This window comes from Acidobacteriota bacterium, from assembly GCA_004299485.1.
GTDB lineage: Bacteria > Acidobacteriota > Terriglobia > Terriglobales > SCQP01 > SCQP01.
In genome coordinates, this window is record SCQP01000014.1 from 68,834 (window position 1) to 92,384 (window position 23,551).

19 protein-coding genes are annotated in these 23,551 nt (G+C 62.4%); 11 read left to right on the forward strand and 8 right to left on the reverse strand.

Annotation, left to right across the window (positions count from 1 at the left end; genetic code table 11):
• Positions 1 to 100 precede the first annotated feature (100 nt).
• Together thrC and EPN33_09150 are read left to right on the forward strand one after the other, a co-directional pair.
• Positions 101 to 1,432: a threonine synthase gene (thrC, locus tag EPN33_09145; protein ID TAN21819.1), complete on the forward strand. Its 1,332-nt coding sequence runs from the start codon at positions 101 to 103 to the stop codon at positions 1,430 to 1,432.
• Between the two features lie 2 nt (positions 1,433 to 1,434).
• Complete coding sequence (locus EPN33_09150; protein TAN21820.1) at positions 1,435 to 2,256, forward strand: prolipoprotein diacylglyceryl transferase; 822 nt, start codon at positions 1,435 to 1,437, stop codon at positions 2,254 to 2,256.
• Here the strand turns inward: EPN33_09150 and EPN33_09155 are convergent.
• From EPN33_09155 to nuoI, 5 genes are all read right to left on the reverse strand, one after another.
• Positions 2,240 to 7,078, reverse strand: a complete 4,839-nt coding sequence (locus tag EPN33_09155; GenBank protein TAN21821.1) for a choice-of-anchor D domain-containing protein — start codon at positions 7,076 to 7,078, stop codon at positions 2,240 to 2,242. The genes EPN33_09150 and EPN33_09155 overlap by 17 nt on opposite strands.
• Before the next feature lie 718 nt (positions 7,079 to 7,796).
• Positions 7,797 to 9,167 carry a TldD/PmbA family protein gene (locus EPN33_09160; GenBank protein ID TAN21822.1) on the reverse strand — a complete coding sequence of 457 codons (1,371 nt, stop codon included), beginning with the start codon at positions 9,165 to 9,167 and terminating at the stop codon, positions 7,797 to 7,799.
• A complete protein-coding gene (locus EPN33_09165; GenBank protein TAN22157.1) occupies positions 9,164 to 10,627 on the reverse strand; it encodes a TldD/PmbA family protein in 1,464 nt (487 codons plus the stop codon). Before EPN33_09165 ends, EPN33_09160 begins: the two co-directional genes overlap by 4 nt.
• Before the next feature lie 12 nt (positions 10,628 to 10,639).
• A complete protein-coding gene (locus EPN33_09170) occupies positions 10,640 to 11,806 on the reverse strand; it encodes a methionine adenosyltransferase (GenBank protein ID TAN21823.1) in 1,167 nt (388 codons plus the stop codon).
• Between the two features lie 43 nt (positions 11,807 to 11,849).
• Positions 11,850 to 12,290: an NADH-quinone oxidoreductase subunit NuoI gene (gene nuoI, locus EPN33_09175; protein TAN22158.1), complete on the reverse strand. Its 441-nt coding sequence runs from the start codon at positions 12,288 to 12,290 to the stop codon at positions 11,850 to 11,852.
• Between the two features lie 26 nt (positions 12,291 to 12,316).
• Between nuoI and EPN33_09180 the strand changes: the two genes are divergently transcribed.
• The 5 genes from EPN33_09180 to EPN33_09200 all read left to right on the forward strand — a co-directional run bounded on the left by EPN33_09180 (position 12,317) and on the right by EPN33_09200 (position 15,056).
• Positions 12,317 to 13,051 carry a ribonuclease PH gene (locus tag EPN33_09180; protein ID TAN21824.1) on the forward strand — a complete coding sequence of 245 codons (735 nt, stop codon included), beginning with the start codon at positions 12,317 to 12,319 and terminating at the stop codon, positions 13,049 to 13,051.
• Complete coding sequence (gene rdgB / locus EPN33_09185; protein ID TAN21825.1) at positions 13,048 to 13,638, forward strand: RdgB/HAM1 family non-canonical purine NTP pyrophosphatase; 591 nt, start codon at positions 13,048 to 13,050, stop codon at positions 13,636 to 13,638. The genes EPN33_09180 and rdgB overlap by 4 nt, the downstream gene beginning before the upstream one ends.
• A complete protein-coding gene (gene nth / locus EPN33_09190; GenBank protein TAN21826.1) occupies positions 13,613 to 14,263 on the forward strand; it encodes an endonuclease III in 651 nt (216 codons plus the stop codon). The genes rdgB and nth overlap by 26 nt, the downstream gene beginning before the upstream one ends.
• Positions 14,264 to 14,328: 65 nt before the next feature.
• On the forward strand, positions 14,329 to 14,628 hold the full coding sequence (locus EPN33_09195; protein TAN21827.1) for an antitoxin: 300 nt from the start codon (positions 14,329 to 14,331) through the stop codon (positions 14,626 to 14,628).
• Positions 14,625 to 15,056, forward strand: a complete 432-nt coding sequence (locus EPN33_09200) for a PIN domain-containing protein (GenBank protein ID TAN21828.1) — start codon at positions 14,625 to 14,627, stop codon at positions 15,054 to 15,056. The genes EPN33_09195 and EPN33_09200 overlap by 4 nt, the downstream gene beginning before the upstream one ends.
• Here EPN33_09200 and EPN33_09205 read toward each other — a convergent pair.
• Positions 15,053 to 16,621 (reverse strand): hypothetical protein, encoded by a 1,569-nt coding sequence (locus tag EPN33_09205; protein ID TAN21829.1) that lies wholly within the window; start codon positions 16,619 to 16,621, stop codon positions 15,053 to 15,055. The genes EPN33_09200 and EPN33_09205 overlap by 4 nt on opposite strands.
• A 131-nt stretch (positions 16,622 to 16,752) precedes the next feature.
• Between EPN33_09205 and EPN33_09210 the strand changes: the two genes are divergently transcribed.
• Both EPN33_09210 and EPN33_09215 read left to right on the forward strand, forming a co-directional pair.
• Positions 16,753 to 18,090, forward strand: coding sequence for a hypothetical protein (locus EPN33_09210; GenBank protein ID TAN21830.1), 1,338 nt, complete (start codon positions 16,753 to 16,755; stop codon positions 18,088 to 18,090).
• The gene (locus tag EPN33_09215; protein TAN21831.1) at positions 18,087 to 18,800 is read left to right on the forward strand and encodes a glycosyltransferase family 2 protein; all 714 of its coding nucleotides are present in this window, start codon (positions 18,087 to 18,089) and stop codon (positions 18,798 to 18,800) included. The genes EPN33_09210 and EPN33_09215 overlap by 4 nt, the downstream gene beginning before the upstream one ends.
• On the opposite strand, the gene EPN33_09220 is transcribed toward EPN33_09215, so the two are convergent.
• Both EPN33_09220 and ftsZ read right to left on the reverse strand, forming a co-directional pair.
• Positions 18,765 to 20,840 (reverse strand): hypothetical protein, encoded by a 2,076-nt coding sequence (locus EPN33_09220; protein TAN21832.1) that lies wholly within the window; start codon positions 20,838 to 20,840, stop codon positions 18,765 to 18,767. The genes EPN33_09215 and EPN33_09220 overlap by 36 nt on opposite strands.
• A 3-nt stretch (positions 20,841 to 20,843) precedes the next feature.
• A complete protein-coding gene (ftsZ, locus tag EPN33_09225; GenBank protein TAN21833.1) occupies positions 20,844 to 22,028 on the reverse strand; it encodes a cell division protein FtsZ in 1,185 nt (394 codons plus the stop codon).
• A 22-nt stretch (positions 22,029 to 22,050) separates the two neighbouring features.
• Between ftsZ and EPN33_09230 the strand changes: the two genes are divergently transcribed.
• Positions 22,051 to 22,998 carry a branched-chain amino acid transaminase gene (locus EPN33_09230; protein ID TAN21834.1) on the forward strand — a complete coding sequence of 316 codons (948 nt, stop codon included), beginning with the start codon at positions 22,051 to 22,053 and terminating at the stop codon, positions 22,996 to 22,998.
• Positions 22,998 to 23,549, forward strand: coding sequence for a Uma2 family endonuclease (locus EPN33_09235; GenBank protein TAN21835.1), 552 nt, complete (start codon positions 22,998 to 23,000; stop codon positions 23,547 to 23,549). Before EPN33_09230 ends, EPN33_09235 begins: the two co-directional genes overlap by 1 nt.
• Positions 23,550 to 23,551: the final 2 nt, after the last annotated feature.

Genomic DNA, 23,551 nt, shown 5'->3' on the forward strand with positions numbered 1-23,551 from the left:
GCATCATTCCAGATCAGGACGGTCTTCCCCTGGAGGCTGAAACCGCATTGGCGCAGCGTTCGCTTGCCACTGCGGACACTACCCTGCTCTGGATGGTCCTATGGCCCTAGCCGAACCCTCCCATTGCGTCCCCAGAGGTTTTCTGCGCTGTATCACCTGCGGTGCACACCCAGGTGCTCTCGCCAATGATGCGCTCTGTCCCTCCTGCGGCGATTTGCTCGAATGGATATGGGACGATGGCTTTTGGCATGCGCGCACTCCTGCCCAGTGGCAGGCTCTTTGGCGTGCGCGCCGTACCAGCAATGCCCCGCTCGATCGCAGCGGCGTGTGGCGCTTCCGCGAAATGCTGCCGCTGCTGGCGGACACGGAGCAACCCGTAACCCTGCAGGAAGGCAACACCCCCCTCTATCCTCTGCCCCGCTACGGTGCGGCAATCGGCGTCGGAAATCTTTTTGCCAAGCATCAAGGCGCCAATCCGACCGGTTCGTTCAAAGACACCGGCATGACCGCCGCGGTTTCTGCGGCGCGCGCTGCGGGCGCGCGCTGGCTGGCCTGTGCCTCAACTGGAAACACCTCGGCCTCGATGGCCGCCTATGCTGCGCGCGCCGGCCTAGGCTGCCTGGTGCTCGTTCCCGAGGGCAAAATCTCGTGGGGCAAGCTGGCGCAGGCACTCGACTACGGCGCGCTCACCTGCCAACTGCGTACCGACTTTGACGGCTGCGTGCGCATTCTCAAAGAGGTCATCGCCCGCTTTCCGGCCGCAACCGTAAATTCGATCAACCCTAACCGGATTGAAGGTCAAAAAACCGTCGCAGTCGAAATAGCTGAGGCGTTCGACTGGCAAGCCCCCGATCACGTTGTCGTTCCCGGTGGCAACCTGGCCAATGCTTCCGCGCTGGGCAAGGGATTTTTGGAAATGCGTCCCTGGGGCCTGATCGCGCGCGTTCCCCGCATCTCGATCATCCAGGCGCAAGGCGCGAATCCATTGGTTCGGTGCTGGCGCAATGGGGGTGAACAGATGGTTCCAGTCGTAGCCGATACGCTCGCCAGCGCCATCCGCATCGGCAATCCGGCCTCCTGGAATAAAGCCGTGCGCGTGCTGCACGAAACCGGCGGTGAGTGCCTTGATGTAACCGAGGCAGAAATCGCCGAGGCCAAAGCCACGCTGGGGCGCGAAGGCGTCGCCTGTGAGCCGGCCTCCGCAACCACACTGGCAGGCGCTGCCAAGCTTGCGCGCCTAGGACGCATTCGCTCCAGCGAATCAGTCGTTCTCATTCTGACCGGGCACGGGCTGAAAGACCCCGATATTACGCTTGCCTTGCACCGCGGCCAACTTCCCTTCCCCATTGATCCACCGCTGCGCCGCGCTCCGTTGGTGCTCGAACCGCAGGCGGACGCTGTTCTCCATTTACTGGATGCGGAAGTAAACTAAGAATTTCCGTGCTTCCCATCCTCGTTCATTTTGGCGGTTTCGTCATTCACACCTATGGCGTAATGATTGCGCTCGGCGCGGTGGCGCTGATTTACGTCGCATGGCATTGGGCCGAACGCTTCGGAATTGACCCGGAAAAGCATTTTCGGGGCGCCGTCTACCTGGCTTTGGCGGGCATCATCGGCCCGAAGCTGTTCCTGGTGATTCAGGACTTTCATTTCTACGTTCGTCAGCCCGCTGCTCTGCTCACCGTTAGTTTCTGGGAGTCGGGCGGCATTTTTTACGGCGGCATCGTGTGCGGCCTGCTGGTCCTGACGGCTTACACGTATCGCCATAAGCTGAGCTGGTTTGGGGTCGCGGATGCGCTGGCGCCGGGCATTGCTATTGGACAGTCGATTGGCCGCCTGGGCTGCTTTTCCGCCGGCTGCTGCTGGGGCAAGCCCACCACCGGTTTCTTCGGCTATACCTTCCACAGCGCGTACGCACATGCGACTGTCGGCGTACCGCTCGGCGTTGAGCTCTACCCGACGCAACTGCTCATGGCGGCAGGCCAGCTCGTGATTTTCCTAATCCTCTGGCGTGTAGCGTCGCGCCGAACCTTTGACGGCCAAGTCGCTGCCATCTACCTGCTCTGTTACGGCGTCTTCCGTTTTCTAATTGATTTCTTACGCTACTACGTTCCCTCGGCGATGCTGTTTGGCGGTCTGCTCACCGACGCCCAGCTCACCAGCCTGTGCCTGATCGCCCTGGGTATTGGAATTTGGATCGCGCGCAGCCGCCTACCCGCCGCGCTCCCCGCGGGTGTGGCTAGTATTGCACCGTAATTTGCTGGCTTGTCGTCACCGCGGGGAACGAAGTGCCCTTCCGCGGTATTCCTGTGGCCGTAACGGTAATCGTCGCCGTCTGGTTTGAAGGAGTGGGCGGCAGGCCACCGCAGGCGGCGAGGGCAACACCGGCTACAATCATGGACCATGCCAGACGCTGCTTCCGGCTTTTCAGCAGCCTCAATCCGGTCAGCAGCGCGCCCAGCAGACCAAGTAGAACCCAAACCCAGCGCCCAGAGCCGCTGCCGCCCTCCCCAAGCCACGCGAACCCGCCGCTTTGGCTAGTCGATAGTGTGAACACTAGATTGCGTTGTACGGACGTATTGGTGCCGTCCAAGGTAACACTGTCTGACTGAGTCTTGAGGTCCGGCGTCGTGTAGAAACTGCAGGTGCGACCCATGTCTGCAGGGATCCCGGAGCAGCTCAAGGCGACGATTCCCGCATAATTCCCTGTGGGCGTGAGTGTGAGCGTAGTGGCTATTTGCGCCACGTTAATACTTGTGGGGTTGATCCCCATCGTAAAGCCTGCGTTCCCCGGCGCCCCTGCCACCTGCACCTGCACCGTATTCGAGGCTGCACCTGCAAAATCAGTGTTGGGGAAAAACGTTGCCTGGAGTGTATTGGTTCCGAGCGTATTCAGCACGGGGTTTACGATTGCCTGACCGCCTGTTGTAAACGCGCTGATCAGCGTCCCTGTCTGGGTCGAGGTGGTGAACAAAATGAGACCATTCGCCACCGCCGGCGTCGATGACGTCGCCGTGGCCGTAAGCGTAATGGGTACGCCCGCGGCAATCGAACTGGCCGATGCGGTCAGCACCAGCGTAACCGTAGCTTTCGTGACCGTGATGCTGCCGCTCACATAGCTGATTGCATAATTGGCATCGGCTGCTCCGGCGCATGCGGTAGCGGCAGTTGTGCCGGGTGCGGATGTCGCCGTGGCCGTGGTAGTGCAGACCGGCTGCGTGGACAGCAATTTTGCAGTATCCCCACCGACGAATCCAGTGAACAACGGTGTTACCGCCGGCGTCTCCCCATACTGCATCGTTCCGCTCGAGGCCGTAATTGTCAGCGGCGCTGGCGCCACCACCAGCGATTGCGACACCGGCGTCGCCGCGGCGTAGGTGCTATTGCCGGCCTGCATCGCCTCAACCACCACGGTGCCTGCGCCGATAACCGTGAGCGTCGAGCCGGCCACCGTCGCGGGGCCGCTGAGGATCTGAAACGTCGGCGCCAGACCGCTGGTGCTCGTCGCGCTCAGCATGATAGGCGCGGCGCCATAGCTCACCGCCGCGAGTGGACCGAAGGTGATGGTCTGCAGGCTCAATTTGGAAATCGTCAAGACGCCTGCAACGTAGCTGAAACCGTAATTCGGGTCGACCGCGCCGCTGCACGTCGTCGGGTACGTGCCTGCCGGACTGCTGCTGCTCGCCGTCGTGGCGCACGCGGGCGCAGTGGTCAGCGCGGCCGCGGTGTCTCCATTCACAAATCCTGTATACACCGGGGTAACCTTGGGGATGGCAGCTCCGAGGTTGATCGTGGCACTGGACGCGGTAATCGTCAGCGGCGCGGGCGCTACTGTCAGGCTTTGTGACACCGGCGCCGCCGCCGCGTAGGTGCTGTTCCCCGCCTGCTCGGCCTCCACGACGACGGTTCCCGCTCCGGTTACGGTCAGCGTTGTGCCCGAAACCGTTGCTGGGCCGCTCACAAGCTGAAAGGTTGGCGCCAGCCCGCTGCTGCTCGTCGCGCTCAACGTGATGGGCGCGGCTCCGTAGGTCACGCCCGCCAGCGCGCCGAACGTGATCGTCTGCGCGGTGAGATTGCTGATCGTGATCGCGCCCGGCGCGTAAGTAATCGCGTAGTTGGCGTCTACCGCCCCCGAGCACGTTGTCGGATAGGTGCCCGCAGGGCTTCCGCTTTTCGCCGTTGTGGTGCAGGTGGGCGCGGTAGTCAGCGAGGCCGCCGTATCGCCGTTAACAAAACCCGTGTAAACGGGCGTAATCGCCGGAATCGCGGCCCCTTGCGCCACCGTGGCGCTCAGACCCGTAATTTTCAGCGCCGCTGGCGTCACCGTCAGGCTCTGCTGCACCGGCGTCGCCGCCGCGTAGGTGCTGTTGCCCGCTTGCTCCGCCTCCACTACCACCGTGCCGGCGCCCGTAACCGTCAGCGTCGTGCCCGCAACCGTGGCCGGCCCGCTGACCACGCTAAACGCTGGCGCCAGTCCGCTGCTGCTGCTGGCGCTCAACGCAATGGGCGCGGCGCCGTAGCTTACGCTGGCCAGCGCACCGAACGTGATGGTCTGTACCGTCAGCTTCGTGATCGTGATCGTTCCCGATACATAGGTGAAGCTGTAATTGGCATCGACGGCGCCGTTGCACGTGGTCGGATACACTCCCGCCGGACTGCTGTTGGTGGCCGTCGTCGAACAGGTCGGCGCGGTCGTTAGCGACGCCGCCGTATCACCATTGACAAAACCTGCATACGCGGGCGTAATTTTCGGAATCGCTGTCCCGAGGGTGATGGTGGCGCTCGAAGCCGTAATCGTCAATGGCGCCGCCGTACCCGTGCCGTTGAACACTACTTTCTGGAGAGAGCCGCTCACGCCCAAATCGTCGTCGCTGAAGTTGATGTTGCCCGCGACCGCGCCTAGCACCTGCGGCGAAAACGTCACCGTCTCGCTGCAACTGCTGCCGTTCGCCACCGTCCCGGCGCTGCAGCCGCTGGCCACGAAGCCCGATCCCGGATTGCTCACCGAGGTGAAGGTCAGCGGCAGCGTGCCCAGGTTCAGGAGCGAAAACGCCGACGTACCCGTCGCGCCCAGCGCAAGGGAGCCGAAGTTGAGGGTTGGCGCAGATCTGCGGTCGATCCGCTCCATCTGTCCCGCGCTTGTGCCTTCCCAATATGCAATTCCCTTCGCGTCCACCGCCAATGCCTGACTATTGCTTGTGCCCGCGGTAGTCGCCGTAGTATAGCCGCTGGCCGCGCTCAGCATCGTGACCTGATTCGTGCTCTTGTCGTATATGTACAGGTTGCCAGCAGCATCCAGCGTCAACCCTGTTGGATTGGTGAGATCGCCCACGCCCAGCAGGTGCGTGGTGTACGCGCCGTTGTCGGGCACGGCCTCCAGCACTGCCTGCTGTCCCGGATCAGCGGCGAAAACGGTTCCATCGCCTGCCACCGCCAGCCCCCCTCCCTGCGGCAGCGTCGCCGTAACTACCGTAGACTGCACGTAGTTGCCCAACACCGGCGTTTCACGGATCACTCCGGTCGTATACGCAACGTAAATCGAGCCGCCCGCGTCTACGGCAATCTGCCCTGGTGTAGCCGGTATGCCGGGGACAAGGTTCGTCTGGGTATAGCCGCCGCCGGAGGGAGTCTCTTTGTAAATATTGCTCGTGCCCGTGTCCGAGATGTACACGTTTCCGGCACCATCTACGGCGACACCCTGTGGTGCATTGATGAACGTGCCAATCGTCGTCTGTGTATACCTGCTGCCCGATAGCTTGTCCTCATACACGCCCGGCGCAGTACCCGTGACGGCCACAAACACGTTGCCTGTGCCATCAACGGCGGCTTCAAACGATGTGCTCAGTGTCCCGCCGATAGATGTCGCGGTGCCTGGCCCGAACGCCACTTGCGGGCCATCTCCCGTTCCGCGCACCGGGACGGAAATCTGGACAACGCCTGTGTTATCGGTGAGTTCGATGGCGCCCAGGCGGAGGCCCGCCAGTGATGGCTTAAACGACGCTGACATCGTGCATGACTGGGCGCCGAAAAAACTTCCCGTACAGGTTCCAGCAGCAGCGGTAAAATCAAGTCCTGAAACCCCGCCGGTGAGCGCGAGCGGTGTACCCATCGTCACGCCAGCCGTAAAGTAAAAGCGCAGCGTGACCGCGCTGGTTGCGGCGCCCACCGCACTCCCACCAAAATCTACTCCCAACGCCGGAAATTCCAGCACTAGATTCAGGCTGCCATCGGCGACAAAAATACTGCCTTCAGTGTCCACGTACAGACCGAGGGGCTGTGCCAGCCCGTTGTGCGAGAAATCGGCAACCGCGGTCGCGGAGTAGGAGGTGCCTGACGGCACTTCTTTAGTCACCTGTTCGAACGAAGTATCAATGACATACACGTCACCGGCGCCGTCGACCACCAGCGCGCCGGGTGCTGTGATCGTGGTGTCAATGTTGGTTTGCGTGTAGGTGCCGCCTGCGGCCGGCGTCAGCTTGACGACTTCGTTCAGGGCCGAGTACGAAAGATAAATGTTGCCCGACGCATCGACCCCGACGCCGTCGGTCAGATTGCCGGAAACGATCGTGCGCGCTGTGTAGGTGCTGCCGTTGGGCGTGTACTCGACCACCTGCCCCGAACCCGATGAGCTGGCCACAAACACGTCACCGTTCGCGTCCACGGCAACGGCATTACCGTCGTAGCCGCTCGCAATCGTGCTCGCCGTATACGTACTGCCGGAAGGCGTTTCTTTAATGACCGCGTTGGCTTCGCCGATATAGACGTTGCCACTGGCGTCGACCGCCAGTCCCGCGCCGCCGCCCGCGTTCAAGGTCAGACCGCTGGCCACGACACTCTGCACCCCCGACGGCGTCTGCTGGATCACTTCGCCGTTAGCCTGATCAGCTAGGTACAGATTGCCGGAGGCGTCCCGCGCCACGGCCACCGGCACGGCGCCGGTTTTCTGGAACACGACCACACCTCCAAAATTGACCACGGGGGAAGTCGCGCAAGCTCTTGCGGGAGTCAGGCCAATGCCAATCGCAACACTCACAAAGGCCCAAAAGAAAGCTGCCGGCAGACACCGTGCGTAAAACATGAAACTAGGAGTCTACTGTCTGGTCTCTCTCGGAGTCAAGTCTTCCTGATGTCGTTCGTGGCTGGCTCCCTGAAATTGGATTAAAACGTTTGGTACTGCACCGTGATCTGATGCGTAACCGTCTCGTCCACAGGACCAGAATTCGGCGCTACCACCGCGGTGGCCGTTACCGTGACGCTTGCGGTCTTTTTTGTCCCAACCGGCATGGGCGGTGGATTGTAACCACAGACAACGAGTGCGGCGCCGGCAATCACCATCGGCTATGCCAACCGCTGCTTGCGCTGCGCCAGCAGCCACCAGCCGGTCAGCAGCATGACCAGCAGATCCAGCAATATCCACGCCCAGGACCAGCGGTTGCCGCTGCCCTTGCCGGACCACGGCAACGCGCCGCTCTGGGGCAAAGGGCTGCCAAAATAAATCAGCCGCTGTAGCAGGGTTCACGTCGAGGGCTTGATCGTCATCGTGAAACCCTGGCCGAAGGTCGTCACGCTTACGGGAACAACATTGGATCCCGATCCGGCAAAATCTGCGTTGGGGACAAAGGTTGCTTGGAGATTAAATTCGCAACCGGGGGCTTGCTACTGCCGGCGTTGCACTCAGACCGGCAACAAACGCAGCTCTCAGGGCGACCCGCATGTTCCCCAGAGAGATGCGCGGCGACACATAAAGCCGAGAGTGTATCCGCGACCGGTGCCCCCGTCAAATGGATCCGCGCAAGCTAAAATTTCGTCACTTCGGTGAAGTTGAAGCCCCGCACCTTGAGTGCGGGCACGACCATATCAAACGATTCCTCGCCGCTGGCGCGCACCGAGGGGCTCATCGCTTCAATCGAATTGAGCAATTCGATCATGTTCTGGTTGAAGCGGAAATTGCGCACGCCGTGCGCCAGCTTGCCGTTCTCGATCAGGAAGGTTCCGTCGCGGGTCATGCCGGTCAGAATCTTCTGGTACGGATCGACTTCTCGGATGTACCACAGCCGTGTGACCAGAATGCCGCGCTCGGTCTCGCCGATCATGCGCTCGACTGGAACGTCTCCGCCGGCGAATACCACATTCAGCGGAAACTCTCCGTAGGGGTTCGGCAGCGGCAAGCCATGGCCGGTTGGTGCGGGTGCTGGATCTTCTGGATGCCGCCGCTTCCATTCCGCCGCCGACTGGCGCGAGTAAACCAGGTTGCGCACCCAGCCGTTCTCCACTAACACCACGCGCTGCCGTGGCACGCCTTCGCCATCAAACGGCGCGCCGGTCTGCAGCGGATCCCGGCAATTATCCGTGATGGTCACGTTGTCGCCGAACAGTTTTTGGCCCATCCGGCCGCTTAAGAAGCTGCTTTGCTCGAGAATTTGCCGTGCGCTGAAATCCCACATCACAAAGCCGAGCAAATCCAATACCGCCGCCGGCTCGAGAATTACCGTGTAGCGGCCAGCGGGAACTTCCGTCGGGTTCACGCTCGCCAGTGCCTTCGCGGCCGCGATGCGCGCGCCGGCGACCGGATCGAGATCGCTCCAGCGCACCGAGCCGCCTTTCGCCCAGCCGCTGCTCAAGCCTCGCAGCATCGTCACGGAAAACTGCGCGCCGGTGGAACGATAGAAATCCTCAACGCCGTTGGTGTTGACGATGGCCGTGGCATCGTGCTGGCTCGAGCAAATGCCCGCCGCGGTTAGGCCCTCTTTACGCGCCACCTCGACCATGCCGGCTACGGCATCGGCACGCTGTGCGGGCGTGAGTGCCGCCGTCGCATCGTCCCATCGGCTTACCGGCTCGATCGCCGCCGGCGCCGCCATCGGCAGCAACTCCGCATCCTGCGCCTGCGACCGCGTCAGGCTCAGTGTGCGGGCTACCAGGTCGGCGATGCCGGTGGCGTCGTTTCGGTGCGACGTGGCGCGTGCCGTGCGGCCTTCGATCTGCGCCCGCAGCGACAGCGTCAGGCTGGCATCCGCCATGTGTTGATGAATGGCGTTGTTGGCGAAGCGCGTCAGCTCCGAACTTGACTCTTCCAGCAGCAGCTCCAGCGCCGTACCCGTCGGTGCGGCCTTCTGCGCCTGTTGCAGCAGCTCGCGGGCATACTCGGGCTTCAGACGCAAGCTCATTTCTGGTATGCCGTCCCGATCTTGATATTGCGGAAGCGCGCCGGCGCAGCCCCGTGCCCGGTGCCCATGGTCTGCTGTGGCTGGCCCTTGCCGCAATTGGGCGTGCCCCACAGCGTCCAGTGTTCGCGCGAACAGATGGCGTCCATTGAATTCCAGAATTCCGTGGTTATGCCCGAATAGCTCGGGTTTTTGAGCATCCGCACCTTTTTACCGTGCTTGATCTCCCATCCGATTTCGGTCCCGAACTGAAAGTTGTAGCGCTTGTCGTCAATCGACCAGCTCCGGTTCGTCTCCATGTAAAAGCCGGAATCGGTATCGGCGATTAACTCCTCCGGGCTTAACGGCCTCGGCCCCGGTTCAATGCTGATGTTGGTCATCCGGATCAGCGGCAGCCGGTTGACGGCTTCCGCCCGCATGCAACCATTCGAACGCGGCTGGCCGATCTGCGCCGCAGTCTCGCGGCTGGTGATATAGCCGGTAAACTCGCCGGCCGTAATAATATTCGTCCGCTGTGCGGCCACGCCTTCATCATCAAACGCGAATGTCCCCAGGCCGGGCCCATGTTCCAGCCGCGCATCGGCCACCACGTTGACCACAGGCGAGCCGTAGCGCAGCTTGCCGAGCTGATCGAGCGTCAAAAAGCTCATGCCCGCAAAGTTGGCTTCTGTGCCCAGAACACGGTCCAGCTCAATCGGATGCCCGATTGACTCATGCACCTGCAAGCCAAGCTGCGAGCTGTCCAGAATCAGTGTGCCCACCGCCTGCGGGCACTGTTTGGCCTTATGCAGGGCGACCGCTTCCTCGCCCACGCGCTGCGCGTTTTCCAGTAGCTTCAGCTCCTGAATGAGTTCGTACCCCTTGAGCTGATATTGCCCACCAAACGAGTTCGGGTACGACCGCTTTTGAATCTCGCCCTCCGCAAACGCGAGCGCCGTGTACCCCGCCCCGCTGAGCACACGCGTTTGCTCGATACGCGAGCCTTCGCTCGACAGAAACAACTGCTTCTGCCGGATGAAGTTCATCTGTGCTTCGGCCAGCGTCACGCCCTTCACGGCGCGCAGTTCCTTGTCAATGGCCAGCAGCAGCGCGAGGTTTTCGTCCACGCTAACCGCAAACGGATCACGCCGGCAAGGTGCGATCCAAGTGGCCTGGTGTGCCGGTTCCGGCGCCAGCCGCACTTCTGCCTGCTTGACCCGTGCCGAAGCCCGCGCAATCGCCAGGGCCCGCTCGGCGGTTGCGATCACAGCCTCGCGCGAGCAGTCGTCGCTGGCCGCGAAGCCCCAGGCGCCATGGAGCAGTACCCGGACGCCGATGGCCTGCGCTTCGCTGTCGGCCGCATGGCCGAGCTTGCCGTTTTTGGTGATCAGACTGCGATGCCGCTGCTCGCCCACCCGCGCATCGGCGTAGCTGGCTCCCCCGCTGACTACGGCGTCCAGTGCCAGTTGGCCAATCTCATCCATCACTTGAACAATTTAACGCGCGGACGCCATTTCACGGGCGCCTATCACCGCCTGCAGTTCCTCGACCTTGTCTTCGCGCTCCCAGGTGAAGTCGGGATCATTCAGTCCAAAATGGCCGAACGCCGCCGTCTTCTGGTAGATCGGCCGCCGTAACTGCAAGGAGTCGATAATGCCCTTGGGCGTGAGCTGGAAGCACTTGCGTACCGCCGCGCTGATTTTATCCTCCGGTGTGGTGTGCGTCCCAAAGGTTTCGACGCGAATCGAAACCGGCTCGGCCACGCCAATCGCGTACGCGAGTTGGACTTCGCAGTTCCGCGCCAGACCTGCGGCAACCACGTTGCGCGCAATGTAGCGCGCCACATAGGCCGCCGAGCGGTCCACCTTGGTCGGGTCCTTGCCGCTGAAGGCGCCGCCACCGTGCCGTCCCCAACCACCATAGGTGTCGACGATGATCTTGCGCCCGGTCACGCCGGTGTCGCCCATCGGCCCGCCAATCACAAAACGTCCGGTCGGGTTGATGTGGTACTTGGTCGCCTTGTCGATCATCTCCACCGGCACAATCGGGTCGATCACATGCTCGCGGATCGCCGCGCGCAGGTCTTCGGTCGTCACTTCTTCGCTGTGCTGGGTCGAGATCACCACCGCATCGACGCGTACGGGACGTCCGTCTTCGTACCCAATTGTGACCTGGCTTTTGCCGTCCGGACGCAGGAACTCGAGCTTGCCCTCGCGCCGCACTTTCGAGAGCTGCCGCGTCAGCCGCCGCGCCAGCGCGATGGGCAGCGGCATTTTCTCTGGCGTCTGATCGCAGGCATAGCCGAACATCATGCCCTGGTCGCCCGCCCCCTCGCGGTCCACGCCCATGGCGATGTCGCCCGATTGTTGATGTACGCTCACCATCACGCCGCAGGTATCGCAATCGAAACCAAAGCGGGCGTCGGTATAGCCCACCGAGCGTACGGCCTCGCGCGCGACCTGCTGATAGTCGATCTGGGCGCGCGTCGTGACCTCGCCCGCTACCACAATCAGGCCGGTGGTGAGCAGAGCCTCGCAGGCAACGCGGCTTTGCGGATCTTCCGACAAGGCGGCATCAAGCACGCCATCGGAGACCTGATCTGCGATTTTATCGGGGTGACCTTCTGTGACCGATTCGGAAGTAAACAATGTGCGGCTCGACAAGGTGGGGAATCCTTTCGGAGAGATTCAAACAGTCAGCATACGGCTATTCAGGCAGCGGCGCCAGCAATTGTTCCTTGCGATACACCATGGACCCGGCGTCGTAGTTGGCCAATTCAAACCCGTGTCCATGCGTAATGGCGTCGGTCGGGCAGGCCTCGACACAATAGCCGCAAAAGATGCAGCGATTGTAATCGATGTTGTACACCTTGGCGTAACGTTCGCCTGCACTGATGCGCTGGGCGGCGGTGTTTTCCGCTGCTTCTATGTAGATGCAGTTGGAAGGACACGCGGCGGCACACAGGAAGCAGGCGACGCACTTTTCCAAGCCATTCTCGTCCCGCTGCTGCACGTGGACGCCACGGAAGCGAGCTTCAAAGCGCACCGGCTCGTCCGGGTAAAACTCCGTGACCGGTGGCAGGAACATGTTCTTCAGCGTGACCCCAAGGCCCTGGGCAATGGCGCTCAGATCCTTGGCCGGCTGCAGCAAATCAGGCATGCGAAGATTATACCGTGCGTATTGACTTGCGACAGCCTGATCAACTGCGTCCGGTTCGCTTCGAACCCGACTTTCTGCCCACCGCCGAAGGCTCGGTCCTGGTCAGCGTAGGCAACACCCGCGTCCTCTGCGCCGCCACGCTCGAGGAAACCGTGCCCGCCTTCCTGCGCGGCCAGGGCAAAGGCTGGGTCACCGCTGAATACGCCATGCTGCCACGCGCCACCCTAACCCGCACACCACGTGAGGTCACCAAGGGGCGGCCCTCGGGACGAACGCTGGAAATTCAGCGTCTGATCGGCCGCGCGCTGCGCTCGGTAACGGATATGCAGGCGCTGGGCGAGCGCACCCTCGTCCTCGATTGCGATGTTCTGCAAGCCGATGGAGGAACGCGCACCGCCTCGATCTGCGGCGCCTTTGTGGCTCTGGGCATGGCTTTGCAGCGCCTCGTCGATGCGGGCACCCTCAAGCGGCTGCCCTTGCGCCAGTACCTGGCGGCCATCAGCGTCGGCATGGTCAAGGGCGAACCCGTACTCGATCTCGATTACCAGGAAGATTCTCACGCCGATGTCGATATGAATGTCGTCATGACCGGCGATGGCTGCTACTCTGAAATCCAGGCGACCGCGGAAACCCGGCCCTTCAGTGATGACCAGGCACGGGAACTGCTGCGCCTCGCCCGCGTCGGCATCAGCCAGATCATGATGCTGCAGGACGGCATCCTGCACCTGCCTTTGCCGCGGTTGGCATGACGATTTATCTGGCCACCGGCAATCCCGGCAAGGTCGCCGATTTTCACGGCATCGGCCTGCCGCTCGAGATGCTGCCCAACTTCGCTTCCCTTCCCTCGATTGCAGAAACCGGCGCAACCTTCGAAGCGAATGCCCGCCTCAAGGCCGAACATTACAGCCGCTTCACCACGGCCATGGTTCTCGCCGACGACTCCGGCCTCGAGGTCGATGCCCTCCAGGGCGCCCCGGGCGTTTACTCCGCCCGCTTCGCAGGAAAACATGGCGATGATGTCGCCAACAATCGCCTACTGCTGCAAAAGCTGGAGGGAATCCCTCAGCCGCAGCGTAGCGCGCGTTTCGTTTGTGTCTTGGCGCTGGCGCAACTGGGCCGGCCTATCGCCACGTTTTGCGGCACAGCGGAAGGCCGCATCCTGGACGCCCCGCGCGGCGACGGTGGCTTCGGCTATGATCCTTTGTTCTATTCCCCGGCGACTGGCGCCAGCTTTGCGGAACTGCCGCCCGACCGCAAAGCGCAGCTCAGCCATCGCGGTGCTGCCGCGCGCGCAATGCTAGAGTGGATCGGTGCCCAGCAAGCGCACAAATCCTGAGCGCGTTCGCGCCATTCTCAAAGGTCTCGCCGAGGCTTACCCGGATGCCCAATGCGCCCTCATCCACCACTCCGCCTGGGAGCTGCTGGTGGCAACCATTCTCTCGGCGCAGTGTACCGATGTGCGTGTCAACCTGGTTACGCCCGCGCTGTTCCGGAAATATCCAAAGCTCACTGATGTCGCCGCCCTCAACCCCGGGCAGTTGGAACCGGACATTCGCAGCACCGGCTTTTACCGCAACAAGGCCAAGTCCATAGTGGGCGCCGCCCGCCGTATTGTTGACACCTACTCGGGCGTCGTTCCCGACGCCATGGAAGCGCTCCTCACCCTCCCCGGCGTCGCCCGCAAAACCGCCAACGTCGTGTTGGGCGTTTGGTTCCACAAGGCCAGCGGCATCGTGGTCGACACCCACGTCATGCGCATCAGCCGCCGTCTCGATCTGACCCGCAACGAAGCTCCTGAAAAAATCGAGCGAGACCTGCAGATGCTGATCCCGCCGCAGCAATGGATCGCCTTCAGCCATCGCGTCATCGCCCACGGCCGTCAAACCTGCCTCGCCCGCAAGCCCCGCTGCGCCTCCTGCCCCATCGAACCCCTCTGCTTCTCGAAAGATAAAGCTGTCTGATCTGTTGCAATCTTGACAGTGTTTGGTCAAGGCATCATGATGTCATCAAGCGGACCACTGTGACATTGGATGCGGACGTGCTGCGCCTGTTGCAGGACGAAATGCATCGAACGCGCAGCAGCTTTAAGCAGAGCCTGAATCAGGCCGTGCGGCGCGCACTGACTGTAGGACAGCCCCGCAAGTCAGAGGCCTTTGTGTTGCGCCCGGGCCCCCGGGGTTTGCGGCCCGGAATCGACGATACCCGGCTGGGGCAGTTCGCCGACCAACTGGAAGACAAAGCCCTGGTGGAGCGCATGCGCCGAGCCGAAGCGGCTGCGGCGGCAATTCAGGAGCGGGCCACGAAAAAGCGACGGGGCCGGTCTTGATTTTGCCGGATATCAATCTCCTGCTGTACGCCTACAATCCGGAATCCCGTTTCCACCGTGAGGCCGCCGCTTGGTGGCTTGGAGTCATGAACGGCGCCGAACCCGTGGGCTTGGCTGTACCGGTGGCGCTGGGATTCGTGAGACTGTCTACCCAGAGCTTTGCCTTCCGCGAACCGCTGTCGGTCCAAGCGGCTACCGCGATAGTGCGCGACTGGATCGCACGCCACCAAGTAAGCCTTCTGCACGTCGAGGCATCGGATCTGTCGCGTGCATTGGCTCTGCTCGACGCCTGCGGAACCCCAGGCAACTTGGCAAGCGATGCTGTCCTGGCCGCGCTCGCTATCGCTCACGACGCCGTCGTCCACACCGCCGACGCCGACTTCACGCGGCTCAAGTCGGTGAAGTGGCGCAATCCGCTGGCGCGCTAGGGGTGCTTTCGCTGTTCCGCGATCAGAACGCTGCCGGCGCCGGGCGCTTTCACGATCACCGTGCCGATCATGCCGTTATGCTCGTGCTGCGTGCACACATAGCGGTAAATGCCCGGTTGCGTGAACACCCGCGTGTAGCTTTGTCCGGGCTGCAGGAACGAGGAGGCGAACGTTGCCGCGCCAATCGGCAGCATGACGTCCGCGCGGCTCAGCGCCACGTTGGGATCGTCCACCACGGTATGCATCGTGCCCGAGGTGTTGACCCACGTCACCGCCTGTCCCGGCCGGATCTGGATCACCGCGGGCACGAAGTTCATGTCCGTCATCGTGACCTTGGTGGTCGAGACCACGACCGAGCTGGCAAGCTCGGCCGCGATCAACGGCGACGGCGCATCGGACTGGTCCGCCAGAAAAGCTTCCTCCGCATCCTCCGGCGTGATCGCCAGCGGCGGAATTGCCCCGATGCGCTCATCCGGTCCCGCGTACATCAGATGAGCGACATCCTCACCGCTGACGCTGAAGATGCCCACCAGGCCCTTCGTCACCCGCTCCAGAGCATGATCGACCAGCGTAAATTGCCCCGGCATCTTGGCCTTCATCTCCAAAATGGCCGCGCTGCCGGGCGGCACGGTACCGGTCTGTACACCCTCGAGCGGCGGCGACTCCAGCGATCCAAACGGGTAGTAGTGCGTAAACATCTCCCCGATGACGTGCGGCGAGGAGGTGAGATTCGGTCCCGCATTGCCGAAGAAAATCCGTACCGTCTGGCCGACGCGCGCCCTCAGCGGGTACTGCTTGGTGAGGGCATCGACGGCGCCATTGAAGACGATGAACTGCGGCTTTTCTTCCAGCAGTCGCGTTTCATCGAGCGATAGCGTGTCACCGCGCTTGCCCGGACCATCGGTGTAAATCTCGCCCTGCATCACGTAGTACTCGTGATCGACACGGCGCAGGCCGCCGGGCGGTTCCACGAGAACCAGCCCGTACATGCCGTTGGCGACGTGGTCCGCCGCCACCGGCGTGCCACAGTGATACACGAACAATCCGGGAACGGTGGCTTTGAAACTGAATGTGCGGCCCCAGTTAAGCTGGCCTCCAGGCTCCGGAGGCAATTCGGAAAGCCCCATGCCGCCGCCCGGCCCAAGTGCTGCGTGAAAATCCAGAGAGTGGGCCATGTGATTGCTCGCGTTGTTGTACAGCGTCACCTCAACGGTGTCGCCGACGCGCACGCGAATCATCGGTCCAGGAACCTTGCCATCAAACGTCCAGTAGCTGTACGACACGCCGGTCTCCGGATCGAGAGGCGCCACCAGTTCTTTGGCGGTCAGAACCACTCGTACCACTTCCGGTCCGCGTGTGCCGATCGGAGGAGGAACATCGCTGGGATTCCGGACAATGATCGAACCTGCCGGCTGGACATTCGTTTTTGACTTCGGTTCTGACCGGTGCTGCTGGGCCAGAACCGAAACAGCGGGAAATATGAAAAACAGTAGTAGAGCAAGCCAACGCCGCCCGTGCGCTCGACGCGCAGAAGCCGCGGTGGTCGTATAAAGAGGTGTCATCAAAGTTCACCTGCTTTACCCTAGCCCACTACGCCGTCTGGGCCAGTGACCGAGGTCACTTCTATCAGAAGTGGGATATATCCCCGCTCCGCGGCGCCGACCGCGGGCCGTTTCGACTACAATGAGATCCAGGCATGCAACCCATGCTGCACGCCCAAGCACAGCGCTCGGCTGAGTCTGCACCCCGGGGTAGATCGCAGCCAGCCTTCCCCCAGCAGTTTTGGATTCCGTTGGCCGCGACGGCATGCCTGCGAGTCGGATTCGGCTGGACTTACCTGGAGCGTGTAAGCCACAGCGCTGTACCGATCGCGCCCTTCGCCTTCGAATCCGGCAACATCGCCCGCGCCTTGGCGACCGGCCATGGCTTTGCCTCGCCGCTGCCGGTTGCGAGCGGCCCCACGGCCTGGGTCGCACCGGTCTACCCAGGGCTGCTGGCCATCCTGTTCCGGCTTTTCGGGGTGGCCTCGTTTTCGGCGTTTATCGCTGCCGTGTCCCTGAACGTCGTTTTCGCCACTTTGGTGTGCCTGCCGTTATTTGCTGCAACCCGAGCGATGGCCCGGCACGTCGGCAGCCAGCGCACGGCCCAGCTTGCCGGCCTGCTCGCCTGCTGGCTTTGGGCCATCTATCCGAACGCCATCCTGCTCACCTACCAGAGCATGTGGGATGGCTGCCTCTCCGCCCTGCTGGGGATTACCGTTTTGTGGCTGACGCTGCGACTGCTCGACGACGGCGACCGCGCGCGGGATTGGGTTCTCTACGGCGTGCTCTGGACTGTCCTTCTGCTGACCAATCCGGTTTTCATTGCGGTGTTGCCCATCTTGTTTGCAGTGCTGCTCTGGCGGCGGGCCGCCATGCCACGCGCTGCCCTGGCTCTGCTCGTGACCGTTCTGTGCGTCCTGCCCTGGACAGTCCGGAACCGCGAAGCGTTCCACGCCTGGGTGCCCATACGCAGCGACTTGGGATTGTCACTTTGGTTGGGCAACAACACCGATACCACGGTTCCCTGGCACGGTCAGCAGCATCCGCTCGACGATCTCAGCGAGCGGGCGTTATTTGTGCGCCAGGGCGAAGTGCCTTACATGCGCGCCAAGTTTGGCGCCGCGCTTGCCTATATTGCGGCACATCCTCTCCAGACGGCAGAGCGCGCGTGGCTGCGCTTCCGGGCATTCTGGTCCGGCGGCACGCCGCACCCCCTCCACACTTTTCTTTGGGGAAACTGGCAGGTTCGTTACGTTCTGTTCGCCGATCTGTTGCTCGGCCTGGGCGCACTCGCCGGCATCACTGCCCTGCTCCGCCGCAAAGCCACCGTCGCTTGGGCAGCGGCAATTTTCCCGATACTGATTCCCTTCGCCTACTATTTCACTGAAGCCATTCCGCGCTACCGGCTCGCCCTCGACCCGGAAGTCATCCTGCTCGCTGCCTGCTGGATCGCCCTGCGCGCGAACCGCGCCCGCGCTGGCACCGCCTCATGATCGTCTCCATTATCATTCCGGTTTACAACGAGATCGGAACCCTAGCGCAGGTTCTCCAGCAGGTACTCGCTGCACCCTTGCCTCCCGGCTGCGACCGCGAAATTCTCGTCGTCGATGGCGGCTCGACCGACGGCTCCCGCGCCTTCCTGACGTCCATCGCGCACCCAGGCATCAAGACGATTCTCTATGCCAGCAACGGGCGTCCTCCCTTTGGCAAGGGCACGGCCATTCGGGTCGCGCTGGATCAGGTGCGCGGCGAGTGCGTGCTCATTCAGGATGCTGACCTGGAATACGATCCCGCCGACTACTCCCGGCTCTTTGGCCCCATGATCAGCGGCCAAGCCGAGGTCGTCTTCGGTTCCCGATTTCTGAATGGCTGCAGGCGGCAAGAGCTCGGCATGAGCTCCGGCTCTTGGCTTGCCAACCGCATTTTGTCTGGAACCGCCAACATTCTCTACCGCGCCGGCCTCAGCGATGAGGCGACGGCTTACAAGGTCTTCCGCACGGAGCTGCTGCGCAGCCTCCAGCTGCGCTGCCGGCGCTTCGAGTTCTGCCCGGAAGTGACCGCAAAGCTCTGCCGCCGCGGCATCCGCATTCACGAAGTGCCCGTTCAGTATCATGCCCGCAGCCGCGCCTCGGGCAAAAAGATCCGTGCCCGTGACGGTTGCGTGGCGCTATGGACGCTGCTGCGCTACCGGGTCGGAAACTAGCGGCGGCAGAGTGCCTTCAGTGTTGTACGCCCGCTGAACCCGTGTAAACCGCCGCGACTGCTGCTCCCAGTACATGCGCTCGTTGTCGTAGCGCACCAGAATGTTACCCACAAAGTAGGGCGTGTTGCCCTCCAGCCACAATGCTCTGTACTCGCCCCGCAGCGTGGTCACGCCATCGCGCATGTCCTGCACAAGGCCGTTGATCGAATTAATGCGGTTGAAGATCCGGTTGACCTTGTACGGGGCCTGGCCCGGCTTCCCGGCCTGCTTGTACAGTTGGGCGATCAGCACCGCGTAAATCGCCTTTTCCCCCACAAAATCAAAGCGGCGGGCGGCAAATTCGACCGGCATCAGCAGTTTCGGGTAGCGCCGGGCGCCGTCGCGGTGCGCTGCCATCGACGCAATCACATCCTCGGCGAGCAAGCGCACCGGATGTGCCGCTGGCGCCATCTCGCCGTAGATGCGCTGGCCCTCCGGGCTGAAGGCTTGGTGCCACATCAGCCGGTCGCTGCCATCAGCATGGATGGTCTTCTCCAGCAGCGCATGGATCTGCGTGAGCGTTTCGATCTGCTTCAGGAAGAAATGCCCATCGGCGCGGTACAGCGCCCAGTCGTAAGCGCCCTGAAAACGCGGCACCGAAGGCTGCTCTTCCCATCCCTGCGCAGCGCCCAGCGCAATGCCGTACCAGCAGTAGTCGAACATGCTCTCGCCGTCGTCATTCCAGTTGGTATTGAGAATGCCGGTAGCACCGAGCGCACGGCCGTCACGCACGAAGTTGACGATGTTGGGCGTGGCTTCGTTGTAATCCGGGAAAATCCGGCTCCAGTTGCTCACGCCCGGCGCGACCCAGGTCTCCAGACCCGCATCGGTAAACGGCTGGATGAGCTTCACGAAGCTCTGGCGTGGGGCGTAGTTCCACGGCACCGCGATCATGTCCTTGGGCAATTGCGAAAGCAGCTCGGGGTGGTTTTGCGCAATGTCGCCCCAGAACAGAATCTTGCGGTGGTAGGGCTCGAGCCGCTGCGCGATGGCCTTAATGTAGTTCAGATACAGCGCCCCGGCGCCTTCGGCCTTCTGCATCGCCTGTGACCGTCCGGTGCCGAGCGCGATGGTCTCGTCTGCGCCGATGTGAAAGAACGGTCCGGGAAAATATTGCGCCAGCTCGGCATACATCTTGCTGATGAAATCGAGCGAGGCGGGGACGGCCGGCGACAGCAGGCCGCCATAGGGCTTCTCCAGCAGATTCTGAAAGCGTTCTTCCCGCAACCCCAGGTGGAGATGCCCGAACGCCTCCTGTTCGGGAATCACCGTAATGTGGTACTTCGCCGCCAGTGAGACGATCTCGGTCGCTTCCTCCGGCGTGATCGCTCCGCCCGGGACCGCCCACACAGGCAGGTTCGAATAGGCGAATGTGTTCTCGAAATACAGCACCAGTGCGTTGATCTTGAACTCCGCCAGCAGTGGGATATCGCGCCGGAACGCGGCCAGCGAAGGAATGGCGCCCCGGCTGAGGTCCATCTGCACCCCGCGCCAGCGCAGCGCCGGCCAGTCCACAATTTGCGTGGCATCGGCAACGGCCGCGTCCGCCAGCGGATGAAACAACTGACGGAGCGTTTCCACCCCGTACAGTATCCCCGCAGCGCTTGCCGCAATCACCACCGCCTGCTTCGGCGACACCAGCAGCACGTAACCTTCGGTCTGCGCTGCCGGCGGCAGACTCACGCCCGCACGCTGCAGCAGTTGTTCGCCACGCTTGCTCTGGGCCCGCACCAGCAGGATCTCGCCGCTGTGGCCCTGCTTGATCCGCACGGGTAGATGGTCGATGCGGCTCAGCTCCTGCGCCAGCACCTGGGCCGCAGACCGATCCTGTGCGTTCTTGCTCTCGACCCCAATCGTGACGCGGCGATTCAGAATCAGCGCGCCACCTTGCATCGTAATCTGCCGGGGATAGGGCAGCAGTTCGGGCGTGCTCGGTGCCGCCGCTGCAACTGCGGCCAAGCATAACAGCAGTATGGTAATGCCCAGGTGGCGCAGGTGCATGGCTCAGTTCGATGATCCCGGGTTTCCCTGACCGGGAGTGCTGGAGCTGTTCAGCCGCATGAAGGCCGGAATATCGAGATCGTCCTCGCCCCCTGCGGCCGCAGCCGCCGCCCCGGGTGCGCCCGATCCAGCGGGCATGCGCGTGGTGGTGCTCGAAGCCGCTGCAGTGATTACCGGTGCTGCCGGCGGCGTGTGTTTCTGCTGCTGAATATACTCGGCGCGGAAGCCGGTGGCGATGACGGTGATCTTGATCTGGTCGCCCATCTCCTCATTCAGTGTGGCGCCAAAAATGATGTTGGCATCTTCGTGTGCCGCCGCCTGAATCACGCTTGAGGCTTCATTGACTTCCGACAGCATCAGGTTGCTGGAGCCGCTGATATTGATGAGGATGCCGCGCGCGCCGTCGATCGATGTGTTCTCCAGCAGCGGGCTCGAAATCGCCGACCGCGCCGCTTCCACCGCGCGATGGGGTCCGGTCGCCACCGCCGTGCCCATGATGGCGTAGCCCATGCCGTGCATGATGGTTTTTACGTCGGCGAAATCGCGGTTAATGATGCCGGGAATCGTGATGATGTCGCTGATCCCCTGCACCGCCTGCCGCAGAATGTCATCGGCAATACGGAAGGATTCCACAAACGCCGCATTCTGCGCCACCATCAACAGCCGGTCGTTGGGAATGGTGATCACCGTATCCACCGCTTCGGCCAGTTCCTTCAGTCCCTGCTCGGCCTGTGCCATGCGACGTTTGCCCTCGAATTGAAACGGCTTCGTCACCACCGCAACCGTCAAGGCGCCGATCTCATTCGCCAGCGAGGCAATCACCGGCGCCGCGCCGGTGCCCGTACCGCCGCCCAGTCCCGCCGTGACAAATACCATGTCGGCGCCGTCGAGCGCCTCGAGGATCTTTTCGGTATCCTCCAGCGCCGCTTGCCGCCCGACGTCGGGATCGCTGCCGGCACCGCGCCCGCCCGTCAGCTTGCCTCCAAGCTGAATCTTCACCGGCGCCAGTGACAGCTTGAGCGCCTGAATGTCGGTGTTGGCGACGATGAACTCCACGCCATCGAGGTGCGCATCGATCATGCGGTTCACGGCATTGCCGCCGCCGCCACCGATGCCGATGACCTTGATTCGTGCCGCTGTGGTTTCGTCCTCATCGAGGACCAGACGAATGGAGGATTCCGAGCTCATTTCGGTCTAGTATACTGACGCCATGGCGCTAACTCCGAGTGAGAAAATTTGGCGGAACGGCAGCATGGTGGCCTGGGACGACGCCCGCATCCATGTTTTGTCCCACATCGTCAGCTACGGTTCCGGCCTGTTCGAGGGCCTGCGCTGCTACTCGACCGCCCACGGGCCCGCTATTTTCCGCCTCCGCGACCACATGCAGCGGTTGCTGAACTCAGCCAAGGTCTACCAGATGGAAATCGGGTTCACCCGCTCCCAGCTCGAGCGCGCCTGCGTCGAACTGATCCGGGTGAATCACCTGCCCCAGGCCTACATCCGGCCCATCGTCCTGCGCGGTTACGGCAGCATGGGCATCGGCATTAAGGATGGTGACTGCCCGATTGAAACCTATATTGCCGCCTGGAACTGGTCCGATTACCTCGGCGGCAAAACCGTTACTGAAGGCGTGGACGCCCGCATCGCCTCCTGGACGCGATTGGCGCCCAACACCCTCCCGGTCATGGCCAAAGCCGCCGCCAACTACATGAATTCACAGTTGATCAAGCAGGAAGCGCTCGCCGACGGTTACCAGGAAGGCATCGCCCTCGACGAAACCGGCCACCTCAGTGAAGGCAGCGGCGAAAACGTCTTTCTGGTGCGGGAGGGCAAACTCTTTACCCCCCCGCTCAGTTCCTCCGTGCTGCCCGGTATTACCCGCGATTCCATCATCCGCATCGCCGGCGACATGGGGCTGGAGGTCGTGCAAGAGCCGCTGCCGCGCGAAGCCCTTTATCTCGCCGACGAAGCCTTCTTCTGCGGCACAGCGGTCGAAATTTCGCCCATCAAATCCGTCGACCATCGCCTCGTCGGCGCCGGCACCCGCGGTCCCATGACCAAGGCCATCCAGGACCGCTTCTTCGCCCTCGCCCGCGGCGAATCTGACGACATCTACGGCTGGCTCACACCCGTGGAGGCCCCAGTCGGAGTGCGGTAATGAGCACGCGAACTCTGCTGACGCTGGCGCAATTCGACGCCCTGCCGCGCGTCGAGCCAAAGAAATATGAGCTCAGCGAGGGAGAGCTGGTCATGACGGCGTCACCACGGCCGCTGCACGGCATTGTGCGGGAGAAATTGGGGAAGTCGCTAATCATTTTTGCCGACGCTCACCATCTCGGCAGCGTTTTTTGGGAGATGGAGTTCCATCTGAGTGCCGAGACCGTCCGCATTCCCGATCTGTCGTTTGTAACCTCCGAGCGCATGCGACTACAAAACATAGACGAGCGCATTCAGGGTGCGCCGGAACTCGCCATCGAGGTCGTGTCGCCTTCTAACGAACCTAGCGATTTGATCCTCAAAGCCAAACAGTACCTGCAAACTGGCGCCAGGCTGGTCTGGATTGTGTACCCGCAAACCCAAATGGTCTACATTTATCGCCCGGGCGAGCGGGTCGAGATTCGCGAAGACGGCCAAGTGCTCGACGCGCCTGAGTTGCTGCCCGGCTGGTCCATCCAATTAGGCGAGCTGTTCAGTGTTTCCCGGAGCTAGGA

What these genes read in the sequence shown, in the direction of transcription:
- thrC (TAN21819.1), top strand. Translation starts at nt 101, where the DNA reads ATGGCCCTAGCCGAACCCTCCCATTGCGTCCCCAGAGGTTTTCTGCGC.
- EPN33_09155 (TAN21821.1), bottom strand. Translation starts at nt 7,078, where the DNA reads ATGTTTTACGCACGGTGTCTGCCGGCAGCTTTCTTTTGGGCCTTTGTG.
- EPN33_09160 (TAN21822.1), bottom strand. Translation starts at nt 9,167, where the DNA reads ATGAGCTTGCGTCTGAAGCCCGAGTATGCCCGCGAGCTGCTGCAACAG.
- EPN33_09165 (TAN22157.1), bottom strand. Translation starts at nt 10,627, where the DNA reads ATGGATGAGATTGGCCAACTGGCACTGGACGCCGTAGTCAGCGGGGGA.
- rdgB (TAN21825.1), top strand. Translation starts at nt 13,048, where the DNA reads ATGACGATTTATCTGGCCACCGGCAATCCCGGCAAGGTCGCCGATTTT.
- EPN33_09210 (TAN21830.1), top strand. Translation starts at nt 16,753, where the DNA reads ATGCAACCCATGCTGCACGCCCAAGCACAGCGCTCGGCTGAGTCTGCA.
- EPN33_09215 (TAN21831.1), top strand. Translation starts at nt 18,087, where the DNA reads ATGATCGTCTCCATTATCATTCCGGTTTACAACGAGATCGGAACCCTA.
- EPN33_09220 (TAN21832.1), bottom strand. Translation starts at nt 20,840, where the DNA reads ATGCACCTGCGCCACCTGGGCATTACCATACTGCTGTTATGCTTGGCC.
- ftsZ (TAN21833.1), bottom strand. Translation starts at nt 22,028, where the DNA reads ATGAGCTCGGAATCCTCCATTCGTCTGGTCCTCGATGAGGACGAAACC.
- EPN33_09230 (TAN21834.1), top strand. Translation starts at nt 22,051, where the DNA reads ATGGCGCTAACTCCGAGTGAGAAAATTTGGCGGAACGGCAGCATGGTG.
- EPN33_09235 (TAN21835.1), top strand. Translation starts at nt 22,998, where the DNA reads ATGAGCACGCGAACTCTGCTGACGCTGGCGCAATTCGACGCCCTGCCG.